The sequence below is a fragment of the Phytohabitans kaempferiae genome (assembly GCF_042433955.1).
GTDB classification, from domain to species: domain Bacteria; phylum Actinomycetota; class Actinomycetes; order Mycobacteriales; family Micromonosporaceae; genus Phytohabitans; species Phytohabitans kaempferiae.
Genome location: NZ_JBHLUH010000021.1, coordinates 174054 through 184870, shown reverse-complemented (window position 1 = coordinate 184870; position 10817 = coordinate 174054). Strand labels below are relative to the sequence as shown.

Annotated in this window: 13 protein-coding genes; 8 read left to right on the top strand and 5 right to left on the bottom strand. The window is 73.5% G+C overall.

The window, feature by feature from the left end:
- The first annotated feature begins 365 nt into the window (after positions 1 to 365).
- The gene (locus ACFFIA_RS14820) at positions 366 to 680 is read left to right on the top strand and encodes a transcriptional regulator (RefSeq protein WP_377251163.1); all 315 of its coding nucleotides are present in this window, start codon (positions 366 to 368) and stop codon (positions 678 to 680) included.
- Between the two features lie 22 nt (positions 681 to 702).
- Here ACFFIA_RS14820 and ACFFIA_RS14815 read toward each other — a convergent pair whose 3' ends face one another.
- Genes ACFFIA_RS14815 through ACFFIA_RS14800 form a run of 4 tightly spaced genes read right to left on the bottom strand, consistent with a single transcriptional unit; the run spans position 703 to position 4173 of the window.
- Positions 703 to 1323, bottom strand: a complete 621-nt coding sequence (locus ACFFIA_RS14815) for a response regulator (protein ID WP_377251161.1) — start codon at positions 1321 to 1323, stop codon at positions 703 to 705.
- Positions 1320 to 2543: a sensor histidine kinase gene (locus ACFFIA_RS14810; RefSeq protein ID WP_377251159.1), complete on the bottom strand. Its 1224-nt coding sequence runs from the start codon at positions 2541 to 2543 to the stop codon at positions 1320 to 1322. The genes ACFFIA_RS14815 and ACFFIA_RS14810 overlap by 4 nt, the downstream gene beginning before the upstream one ends.
- Positions 2543 to 3334 carry an ABC transporter permease gene (locus ACFFIA_RS14805; RefSeq protein WP_377251157.1) on the bottom strand — a complete coding sequence of 264 codons (792 nt, stop codon included), beginning with the start codon at positions 3332 to 3334 and terminating at the stop codon, positions 2543 to 2545. The genes ACFFIA_RS14810 and ACFFIA_RS14805 overlap by 1 nt, the downstream gene beginning before the upstream one ends.
- Positions 3331 to 4173, bottom strand: a complete 843-nt coding sequence (locus tag ACFFIA_RS14800) for an ABC transporter ATP-binding protein (protein WP_377251155.1) — start codon at positions 4171 to 4173, stop codon at positions 3331 to 3333. Before ACFFIA_RS14800 ends, ACFFIA_RS14805 begins: the two co-directional genes overlap by 4 nt.
- A gap of 180 nt (positions 4174 to 4353) precedes the next feature.
- Here ACFFIA_RS14800 and ACFFIA_RS14795 point away from each other — a divergent pair, with 180 nt between their 5' ends.
- The 3 genes from ACFFIA_RS14795 to ACFFIA_RS14785 are packed head-to-tail and all read left to right on the top strand — an operon-like array spanning position 4354 to position 6253.
- Entirely contained in the window at positions 4354 to 4704 is a 351-nt protein-coding gene (locus ACFFIA_RS14795) for a YciI family protein (protein WP_377251153.1), read from the top strand.
- 8 nt (positions 4705 to 4712) lie between these two features.
- Positions 4713 to 5927, top strand: coding sequence for an RNA polymerase sigma factor (locus ACFFIA_RS14790; protein WP_377251151.1), 1215 nt, complete (start codon positions 4713 to 4715; stop codon positions 5925 to 5927).
- A 50-nt stretch (positions 5928 to 5977) separates the two neighbouring features.
- Complete coding sequence (locus tag ACFFIA_RS14785) at positions 5978 to 6253, top strand: hypothetical protein (RefSeq protein WP_377251149.1); 276 nt, start codon at positions 5978 to 5980, stop codon at positions 6251 to 6253.
- An 8-nt stretch (positions 6254 to 6261) separates the two neighbouring features.
- On the opposite strand, the gene ACFFIA_RS14780 is transcribed toward ACFFIA_RS14785, so the two are convergent.
- Positions 6262 to 7188: a diacylglycerol/lipid kinase family protein gene (locus ACFFIA_RS14780; protein WP_377251147.1), complete on the bottom strand. Its 927-nt coding sequence runs from the start codon at positions 7186 to 7188 to the stop codon at positions 6262 to 6264.
- A gap of 497 nt (positions 7189 to 7685) precedes the next feature.
- Between ACFFIA_RS14780 and ACFFIA_RS14775 the strand changes: the two genes are divergently transcribed.
- Genes ACFFIA_RS14775 through ACFFIA_RS14760 form a run of 4 tightly spaced genes read left to right on the top strand, consistent with a single transcriptional unit; the run spans position 7686 to position 10630 of the window.
- Positions 7686 to 8747: an Ldh family oxidoreductase gene (locus ACFFIA_RS14775; RefSeq protein WP_377251145.1), complete on the top strand. Its 1062-nt coding sequence runs from the start codon at positions 7686 to 7688 to the stop codon at positions 8745 to 8747.
- On the top strand, positions 8744 to 9199 hold the full coding sequence (locus ACFFIA_RS14770) for a cupin domain-containing protein (RefSeq protein WP_377251143.1): 456 nt from the start codon (positions 8744 to 8746) through the stop codon (positions 9197 to 9199). The genes ACFFIA_RS14775 and ACFFIA_RS14770 overlap by 4 nt, the downstream gene beginning before the upstream one ends.
- Position 9200: 1 nt before the next feature.
- Positions 9201 to 9602, top strand: coding sequence for a RidA family protein (locus ACFFIA_RS14765; protein WP_377251141.1), 402 nt, complete (start codon positions 9201 to 9203; stop codon positions 9600 to 9602).
- Complete coding sequence (locus tag ACFFIA_RS14760; protein ID WP_377251139.1) at positions 9599 to 10630, top strand: amidohydrolase family protein; 1032 nt, start codon at positions 9599 to 9601, stop codon at positions 10628 to 10630. The genes ACFFIA_RS14765 and ACFFIA_RS14760 overlap by 4 nt, the downstream gene beginning before the upstream one ends.
- Positions 10631 to 10817: the final 187 nt, after the last annotated feature.

Here is a 10817-nt window from a genome sequence, read left to right as displayed (position 1 = left end):
GCTGCCACCACAGTCGGGCCGCCGAGGAGCGTTCCGGCGGAACCTGAGACAGCCGTCGCAACGCCCCGCCGGACGGCTCGACCAGGGCGCGCCGACGAGCGCGATTGGACGGCCACGGAGCGGTTTCATGCTCGACCGGCATAGGGCCGCCGGAGGAGCTGCCCGCCGTCGCGACCACGGCGCGGCGGTGGCAGTGGACCCCTTGACACCACGCTTGTTTAGCTCAAGCTATAGTTTCTCCGTGCCTCCCGAATCTCAGCGACGCTGGGCGATCAGACGACAACTGATGTCCGCGACTGGTTACGGTCCGCCGAGGCCGCGTACGAGGGATGGCTGGCCTTCGAAAGGAAACAGCGGGAGGGGTCATGACCGAGTTCCACGACTGGGAAGACATCCGCGACGAGCTGCACGACGGAGACGACGACGCGCTCGCGACCGAGCGCGCGCGTACCGAGGCATGGATCAGCGCGTTCCATCTTGCCGAGGAACGCAAGCGGCTGGGGCTCACCCAGCGCCAGGTCGCCGAGCTGATGGGGGTGACGCCGGGCCGAGTCAGCCAGATCGAGAACGGCGACCTAGAGGTCAACGAAGTCGCAACTCTGAGTCGATACGCGCGGGCGTTGGGGGCACGGATGCGGATCATCTTCGACTACGGCAACGACCTTCGCCAGATCGCCTGACCGGGCGGCGCATCTGGAAGCGTCAGATGAGGCCCTCGGCCATGGCGGTCGTCACCGCGGCCGTGCGGTCGGAGACGCCGAGCTTGGCGAAGGCGCGCAGCAGGTGGGTCTTCACCGTCGCCTCGGCGATGTGGAGCGCGCGGCCGATCTCCACATTGGACAGGCCGCGCGCCACGAGTCGCAGCACCTCGACCTCGCGTGGGGACAGGGCCTCGTGCTGCGGGCGGCGTACGCGGTGGAGCAGGCGGCTGGCGACCGAAGGGGCCAGCACCGTGCCGCCCCGTGCGGCGATCCGCACCGCGTTGACCAGGTCGTCGCGGGAGGAGTCCTTGAGCAGGTAGCCCGCGGCACCGGCCTCGACCGCGCGGAGGATGTCGGCGTCGGTCTCGTACGTGGTGAGGACCACCACGCGGGTCCGGGGCGAGGCCGCCAGCACCTGTGCCGTCGCCTGGGCGCCGTCGAGGCCGGGCATGCGCAGGTCCATGAGTACGACGTCGGGGGGCGCCGCCCGCACGACGGCCACCGCCTCGGCGCCGGACGCCGCTTCGCCGGCCACCGCGATGTCCGGCTCGCCGGCGAGCATGCCGCGGATCCCGGCGCGTACGACGGGATGGTCGTCGACGAGCAACACGGAGATGGTCACGCTGTGGCTCCCTCGGGCACCGGTACGGAGATGCGGACGGTCGTGCCCCTCCCGGGCGCTGAGTCGACGGTCAGGCTGCCGGCGATCTGCTCCACGCGGGCGCGCATGGACGCGAGGCCGTACCCCGGGCCGCTCCCGTCCGTGGCCGGCGTGAAGCCGCGGCCGTCGTCGCACACCTCCAGCGCGACGGCGTCCGCGGCGTACCCGAGTGTGACCGCGACGGTGGTGGCACCGGCGTGCTTGCGCACGTTGGCCAGCGACTCCTGCACGGCCCGGAGCAGCACCACCTCCACCGAGGTGGGGAGCTGCCGCGCGGTGCCGGCGACCGTGAAGGTGCCGCCGGCGGAGGCGGCCAGGCGGGCCAGCGCGTCGGCGAGCGAGGAGTCGGCCAGCGGCGCGGGGGTCAGCGCCGCCACGAGCGCCCGCGACTCGGCCAGGTTTTCCCGGGCGATCCGCGCGGCGAACGCCAGATGGCGGCGGGCCTCCTCGTGGTCGCGGTCGAGCGCGGCGTCGGCGGCCTGGACCAGCATGACCACACTGGACAGTCCCTGCGCCACGGTGTCGTGGATGTCGCCGGCCAGCCGCTGCCGCTCGGCGGTCACGCCAGCCTCGTGGGAGAGGCGCGCCACCTCGCCCCGGGAGGTTTCGAGCTGCTCGATCAGCTCTGCCCGTTCGGTGTTCTGCCCGGCCATCCGCCGCCCCCACGTACCCGTGAAGGCGGCGATCAGCACGATGATCGCGGCGATCGGGAGCTGGATCCGGACCGTGTCGCGAAGGTCGCCCGTGCGGATGAGGAAGGCCCCGGTCTGCGTGGCGGCGAACGCGACGACCACCGCGGTGGCGGGCCCGGCGGGCATCGCCATGTACGCCTGCGGGGCGATCGCGAGCAGCACGAACGAGCTGGAGTCGGCCAGGCCCACCGCGCCGGCGAAGAGGACCAGCAGGCCGCCCAGGTAGACGTATCCGCGCCAGTCCTCCTCCTCGCCGCGCAACAGCGCCCGGCCGAAGCCCGCGTACCAGCCGGCCATCGCCACGATCAGCGCGACGGCGGCGATCCGGGCGGGCGTGGACTCGGGCCGGTCGCTCGCCACGAAGGCGGCGGAGCCGACGGCGACGACCGCGAAGTACGCGTCCCACCGCCACCACCGCTCGCCCCACGCCTCCAGCTTCGACCGCCCCGCCGGAGGCGGAGCCGGCAGCGGCCCGCCCGGCGGGGGCACTACCTCTCCCGCCGGCCGCGCCAGCGGAACGTCGCCAGACACAGGACCAGCCCTCCGATGCACCACGCCGCGAGTACCGCGGCGGTCCGACCATGTTCCCACGAGGCCACGACCTCCTGGCTGAGGATCGTGTCGGGCAGGAAGACCGACCGGAACCCCTGCGCCATCCACTTCAGCGGGAAGAGCGAGGCGAGTTGGAGCAGCGGCTCGGGGATCGACCGCACCGGCGTCACGAAGATGCCGGATACGAAGGCGAGCACGATGTACGGCAGGTTCATCACCGCGGCGGCGCTGCGCGCGGAGCGGGCCAGACCGCTGGCCGCGATGCCGAGGAACGCGCAGCCGGCCGCGCCGAGGAGGAAGACCCACGCGAAGGTCAGCCACCGCCCGGGCTCGGCCGGCAGGTCCAGGCCGAAGAGCAGCACGCCGGCGCCGAGGATCAGCACCGCCTCCGCGAGGCTGGCGACGATGACCAGGATGACCTTCCCGAGGAAGTACGCCGAGCGCGGCATCGGCACCGCGCGGAGCCGCTTGAGCGTGCCGTCCTCGCGGTCGGTGGCGATACCGACGCCGAGGTTGACGAAGGTCGTCGACGCGACGCCGGCCGCCACCATGCTCGGCACGAGGTACTGCGTGGAGGTGACGTCGGAGCCGGGGTACACGCCGTCGAACATCGTGCCGAGCAGGAGCAGCAGCACGAGCGGCATCGCGAAGGTGAACACCACCGCGTCCCGCTCGCGGAAGAAGCAGAGGATCTCGACGTGCGCGCGGGCGAGCACCAGACCGGTCATCGACGGTCTCCGATCAGTTCCAGGTACACGTCCTCCAGCGTCGGGCGGGCGATCGTGAGGCCGGGCGGCGTGCCGCCGAGGCGGGCGGTCAGCTCGGCGACCAGCTGCCCCGGGTCGTCGGTCCGCACGGAGCGAGGCGTCTCCCCCTCCTGCCAGCGCACGGTCGCGTGGGCGGTGGTCCGCCCGCCGAGCGAGGCCGGGTCACCGCAGGCGGCGACCCGACCGGCGACGACCACCGCGACCCGGTCGGCCAGCGCCTCGGCCTCGTCCAGGTAGTGCGTGGTCAGCAGGATCGTGGTGCCGTCGCCGGCCAGCGAGCGGATCAGCGCCCAGAACCGCCGCCGCGCCTCCGGATCGAAGCCGGTCGTCGGCTCGTCCAGGAACAGCAGCCGGGGCCGCCCGATCACGCCGATCCCCACGTCGAGCCGCCGCCGCTGGCCGCCGGAGAGCGTGCGTATCCGGGCCCGCGCCTTCTCCTCCAGCCCGACCGACTGGAGGACCTCGTACGGGTCGCGGGCCCGCGGGTAGTAGCGCGCGAAGTGTCGCAGCGTCTCGATGACGCTCAGCGCGGCCACGTCGGCCGCGTCCTGGAAGACGATGCCGATGTCGCGCCGCCAGTCGAGCCCGGCCCGCTGCGGATCCTCGCCGAGCACCGCGACCGTACCCCCGTCACGGTCGCGGAAGCCCGCGAGGATCTCCACGGTGGTCGTCTTGCCGGCGCCGTTCGGCCCGAGCAACGCGAACACCTCGCCCTCCCCGATCCGGAGGTCGACGCCGTCCACCGCGCGCGTGTCGCCGTACCGCTTGCGCAGTCCGTGTACCTCGATCGCCGTTGTCATGCTTCGATCCTCGGCGCCGGCGCGGCCCGCCGGGACGACCGGCGGACGGAACCTCGGTGTCCACCGACCGGTGGACACGGGGCGCGACATCTTCCAGGTTGTCCAGAACCCGGGGCCGCCGTTCGTCCCTAGAGTGGAAGCTGGCGAGCGGCGCCGGCACCGACCTCCAGGAGCACACTCATGCCCAGGTACGCGGCGATCATCTACGCGGCCGACATCGACCCCACGCTGCCGGAGTACGCCGGCATGATGCGGGACTACGACGACTTCAACGCGGCGGCCGCGGCGGTGTTGCGGGGCGGCGAGGCGCTGTACCCGACGGCCAGCGCCACCACCGTCCGGGTCACCGGCGGCAAGGGCGGCGACGTGGTGACCACCGACGGCCCGTACGCGGAGACGAAGGAGGTGCTGACCGGCTTCTACCTGCTGGAGTGCGCCGACCTCGACGAGGCGGTGGCGGTCGCGGCGACGATCCCGGCGGCGTGGAACGGTGCGGTCGAGGTACGGCCGGTCGTCGAGTTCGAGGCGTAGGCGGGGCGATGCCGGCCGGTGACGCGGTCGCGCGGCTGGTGCGTGAGGAGGGCACACGCGTGCTCGCCACGCTCGCCCGCGTCACCGGCAGCATCGACCTGGCCGAAGACGCGACCCAGGATGCCGTGGTGCGGGCACTCGAGACGTGGCCGCGCGACGGCGTACCGGACAATCCCCGCGCCTGGCTGCTGGTCACGGCCCGGCGGCGGGCGGTGGACATCATCCGGCGGGAGGCACGGCGGACCGGCAAGGAGGCCGAGGCGACCATGCTGGCCGAGCCGGCGCCGGAGCCGCCCGAGGAGATCCGCGACGACCTGCTGCGGCTGCTGTTCACCTGCTGCCATCCGGCGCTCTCGCGGGAGGCGCAGGTGGCGCTCGCGCTGCGTACCGTCGGCGGCCTGTCCACCGCGGAGGTGGCGCGCGGCCTGCTCGTGCCCGAGGCGACGATGGCCAAGCGCCTCACCCGCGCCAAGCAGAAGATCACGCAGGCCCGCATCCCGTACCGCGTGCCGCCGGCGCGGCAGCTTCCCGCGCGGCTCACCGGCGTCGCCACCACGATCTACCTGATCTTCAACGAGGGCTATGCCGCCGCGGCCGGCGCCGACCTCGTGCGGGTCGCGCTCACCACCGAGGGGGTACGGCTGGCGCGGCTGCTCGCCGACCTCATGCCCGACGAGCCGACCGCGCTGGGGCTGCTCGCGCTGCTCCTGCTGCACGACGCGCGCCGGGAGACGCGCCTCGACGGCGAGGGCGGGCAGGTGCTGCTCGCCGACCAGGACCGCGCCCGGTGGGACCGGGCGGCGATCGAGGAGGGGGTCGAGCTGGTCGGCCGGGCGCTGCGCCGCACCCCCGACCGCCCCGACAGCTACGTGGCGCAGGCCGCCATCGCCGCCTGCCACGCCCTCGCGCCCAGCTACGCCGAGACCAACTGGGACGCGGTCGTCTCCTGGTACGACGTGCTGCTGGCCACCGGGGAGAGCCCGGTCGCGCGGCTCAACCGGGCGGTGGCGGTCGCCGAGCGGGACGGGCCGGCGGCCGGGCTCGCGCTGGTCGAGGGGATCGGCGGGCTGGACGGCTACCCGTGGTGGCACGCCACGCGGGCCGAGCTGCTGCGCCGCGACGGCCGGGCGGAGGAGGCGCGCGTGGCGTACGAGCGGGCGATCGGGCTCGGGCTGAGCGAGCCGCAACTCACCCACCTGCGCCGCCGGCTCGCCGAGCTGTAGCCGGGCGAGCCGGGCCCTTCTTTCGAACATGTGTGCGATAGGGTGAGCGGGTGCCCGAGACCCGTACCCAGAACCGGCAGGCCACCGTCGACCGGCTGCGCCGCATCGCCGACGATCACGCCGGCGGCTACCGGCCGGGCCTGACCCGCGCCGGCGCGCTCGCCGAGCTCTCCGCCACTTCCTCCGACCCCGACCTGCTCGCGGAGGCCGCGGCGGCGCACGCGATGGCCGACAACTGGTACGCGATCGTCGCGGTCGACCTGCTCATCGAGGCCGGCGCCGACGAGGATCTGATCCAGACGCACATCGCCGAGCTGGGCTGCTGACCCGAGGGTCAGTTGTCCACGAAGGACGGGGCCACCATCACGCGCAGCGCGTTGGGGAGCAGCCGCACGCGGATCGGCGTGCGGCCGTGCACCTCGCCGTCGACGTCGAGCGGCAGCGGTGGGTCCGTCTCCACGGTCAGGTCGTCGGTGGCGAGGAAGGGCGGCGCGGTGGGCTGGCGCTGCCCCGCGAAGGCCTGCCGCAGGCTCGCCGAGAGCAGCTGGCGCCGCCTCGGCCCGCCGACCGGGAAGACGTGCAGGACCCGATCGTCCACAGTGGCGTCGCTGGTGATCGGGCGGCCCGCCTGAAACCGGCCGTTGACGATGTTGAGCTGGTGGGTGACCACTTCGTACTCGTCGCCGCCCGCCGTGATCCGAGCCCGAAACGGCCGGTGCCGGAGGAGCCGGGCGACCGCGGTGAGCGGATACGCCGACTTGCCGATGTGCCGCTTCAGCCGTGCCGGCACCGCCTCCCCCACCTGGGCGGAGAGGCCGACGTTGGCGTGGTTGGCGAAGATGGTCTCGCCCGCCTGCCCCAGGTCGACGTCGGCCACCTTGCCGCCGGTGAGCACGCCCAGCGCACCGGCCGGGCGGTGCGGGACGGCGAGCGCGCGGGCGAAGTTGTTGGTGGTGCCGAGGGGCAGCACGCCGAGCGCGATGTCCCGGTGGGCGAGGTGCCGTGCCGCCTCGCTGACCGTGCCGTCGCCGCCGCCCGCCACGAGCAGGTCGGGGTCGAGCGCGATCGCGGCGGCGAGCTGACCGGGGAGCCGCTCGGTGTTTTCGACCGGAAAGCAGCCGAGCAGGTGGAATCCCTCCGCGGCCAGCCGGCCGCGCACGACCTCGTAGAGTCGCCGCCCGCGGCGTGAGTGCGTGTTGACGATGAGGACCGCGCGCCGCGCACGGTGGATCGCATCCTGAAGCTCGATCTTGCTGCGCATGCGCTCCACCGGTCGGGGGGATGTCGGGGGTGCCCCGCAACGGTACAGGGCGGCCGGACCCCCGCGCCCCGCGAAGCCACGGGAGCCGCCCCGCACCACGCCCCACCTGCGGCGCGCCTGCGACAGACTGGCTCCCATGGATCTGACCGAGATCGAGGAGCGCGTCGCCCGGATCGACGCCGCCATCCGGCCGATCGGCCAGCGCGAGGTACCGATCGACGACCTCGCGGGCTGGGCGCGGCGCATGCGCGAGGCGCCGCCCGCCGCCGAGGAGGCCGGCGTCACCGAGGTCGCGGAGGCCACGCTGCGAACTTTGATCCAGGAATACGCGGCCGGCGACGACGCCACGCGGGCCGCGATCCGGGCGCTGTTCGACCGGTACAGGTACTTCCGGTATTGCTCCGCTCGACGGGCAGTGGTCGGGGGCCGGGCCAGCGGAGCAGACGAGATATTTGATACAACTACCCGGCGAACACGGCGCCAACGGAGGGAGGGACGTGTCCGACCTCGTACCGCCGATGGTCCTGACCGCCTTGGTAGAACGCCTTTTCACGGCCGCCGGCGTGCCCGCGGAGGCCGCGTCCACCGTCGCCGACGCGCTGGTCGACGCCGATCTGCGCGGGCTGCCCTCGCACGGCTCCCACCTCGTGCCGATGTACGTCGAGCGCCTCCGCCAGGGCTCGGTCAGCACGCGCACCGAGGCCGAGCTGCTGGTCGACGTCGGTGGGATCGCGCTCCTGGACGCCGGGCACGCGCTCGGCGTGCTCACCGCCGACCAGGCGATGGCGCTCGCCACCGAGAAGGCCCGCCAGTACGGCATCGGCGCGGTCGCGGTGCGGCACGCGTTCCACTTCGGCGCGGCGGGGCGCTACTCGCGGGCCGCGGCGCGGAGCGGCTTCATCGGCATCGCCACCGCCAACACGCGCCCGCTGATGCCGGCGCCCGGCGGCGGTCACCCCGTGGTCGGCAACAACCCGGTCGCGATCGGCGTGCCCGGCCCCGACCCGGACGAGCCGCTCGTCCTCGACATCGCGCTCTCGGCCGCCAACATCGGCCGCATCCGCCTGGCGGCCGGCAACGGCCACGGCATCCCGGACGGCTGGGCCACCGACGCCGCCGGCCAGCCCACCTCCGACCCGGCGGCCGCGCTGGCCGGGATGCTGCTGCCGGCGGCCGGGCACAAGGGGTTCGGGCTGGCGCTCATGGTCGACGTGTTCGCCGGCGTGCTGGCCGGTGGCGGCTACGGCGACCGGGTCAACGGGCTGTACGCGGACACCGCCGTCCCCAACGAGTGCGGTCACTTCTTCATGGCGCTGGACGTGGCCGCCTTCGGTGACGTCGACGGGTTTGCCTCCCGGCTGGCCGATCTGGAAGCCTCGGTGACCGCGCCGCCGTACGCTCCGGGCGTCGACCGGGTCCTCCTGCCCGGCCAGCGCTCGGCGCAGCGGCTGCGCGACGCCGCCCAGCGTGGTGTCGCGGTCGACCAGGGGGTGCTCGCCCGGCTGCGCGACCTCGCCACGCAGCTGGACGTCCCCCTACCGGAAGGACTGCCGAGGTGAACCTCTCCGAACCCGCCGCCTACTCGGGCGAGCTGCCCGACCGGGCCGCCGCCGGCGAGCAGGGCGAGGCGCTGCGCCGGTTCCGCGAGATCATGGTGCAGACCGACGACCTGTCCTGGGTGGACAAGACGCTCGCCGGCCTCTCGCACAAGATGCTGTGGCGCGACGACGAGAGCGGCGCGTCGATCGCGCTGGTCCGCTTCGAGAAGGGCGCGGGCATCCCGTCCGAGCACGCGCACGCCTCCAACCAGTTCATGTTCTGCCTGAGCGGGCGGTACACCTACGAGCCCACCGGCATCACGCTCACCCCCGGCTCCTTCTACTGGAACCCGAAGGGCAGCGTGCACGGCCCGACCCGGGCCGAGGAGGAGTCGGTGCTGCTGGAGGTGTACGACGGGCCGCACTACCCGACCCAGCCCGACTGGTACACGAGCGCCGAGGACGCACGCTGACATGCCCAAGAAGCCGGTCACCTCGCCCGACCTCGCCGCCCCCAACGGCCCGTACTCGGCGGCCACCGTCGCCGGCCCGGGCCGGCTCGTCTTCATCTCCGGGATGACCGCGCGCCGGCCGGACGGCTCGATCGCCGGCGTGGGCGACATCGCCGAGCAGACCCACCAGGTCTGCCGCAACCTCGCCGCCGCGGTCGAGGCCGCCGGCGGCACGATCGACGACATCGCGCGGGTCGACGTGTACCTGCGGGACATCGGCCACCGCGAGACGGTGCGGACGGTGCGCCGGGAGTACTTCACCGGCGAGCCGCCAGCCTCCACGATGGTCGAGGTGTCGCGGTTCGTCCACGACGACTACCTGATCGAGATCAACGCGATCGCCGTGCTGGGAAGCACCGAATGACCGGAGTGGACGTCCACACACACCTGTCGCCGGTGCTCGACCGGGCGTACACCGTGGACGGTCCGCCCGGGCTCGCCGACCCCGCCGGCCTGGAGGCCCACCTCGACGCGGCCGGGCTCGCCGCCGCGATCGTGTCGGTCCCCCCGCCGTACTACCGGCAGGATCTCACCGGCGACGACGGCGTGAAGTGGGCGGCCGCGGTCAACACCGGCCTCGCCGCCCGCATCGAGGGCCGCCCTCGACTGCGCGGACTCGCCTACCTCCCGCTGCACGACCCGGCGGCCGCGCTGGCCGCGTACCAGACGATCGACGACGGCGAGTGGGTTGGGGTGGTGGCCGGTGCCGGCGGGCGCTGCCCGTCGCTCGCCGAGCCGGGCTACGAGCCGCTGTGGCGCGCCCTCGCCGCCGACGGCCGCGCGCTGATGCTGCACCCCGCCCAGTCGCCCGACCACCGGATGGCCGACTTCTACCTGCACAACCTGCTCGGCAACCCGGTCGAGACCGCGCTCGCCGCCGCCCAGCTCGTCTTCGGCAACGTGCTCGCCCGCCACCCCGCGCTGCGCGTGGTCCTCGTACACGGCGGCGGCGTCCTGCCCGCGCTGGCCGGCCGCTGGTCGCGCGGCGTGGAGACCGCCCGCCCCGGCCTGCCCGACCAGGAGCTCGCCGTACGGGACGCGCTGCGCCGCTTCTGGGTCGACGGCCTGACCCACGACGCCGAGGTGGCCCGCGCGGTGGTCGAGGTGTTCGGCGCCGACAAGGTGCTGCTCGGCAGCGACTGGCCCTTCCCGATGGGCACTCCCGACCCCGCCGCCGCCCTGAGCGCCTGCCCCGCCCTGGCCGGCGCCGGCATCGCGGCCAAGGCTGGCACCGCCAACGCGCTGGGGGCGTTCGGCTGGTCCGGCCCACCTGCCCACGACGAGACGACCCTCACGGAAAACAACCCCCAAAACCCGTGCGCATCGAGGTCGATGAGGGAAAAGTGCAGCCGACCTGCAAGGATGTGGTTGCCTAGACCGTATCCACAGTAGAATCGGGGTAACTGGTCAGGTTATTGGCTGCGGGTATCCATGGGCGTCGCTCGGCGAGGCTGATGAGGATTGGGAATCGCCCAAACGCGCCCGGCTTGATGTTGACCCTGACGAGTTCCTAACTGCCACCGAGACACGCAGGGTAGATTCGACGCTCTGACGGCACAGCGACGGTCTGGGCCGCGAC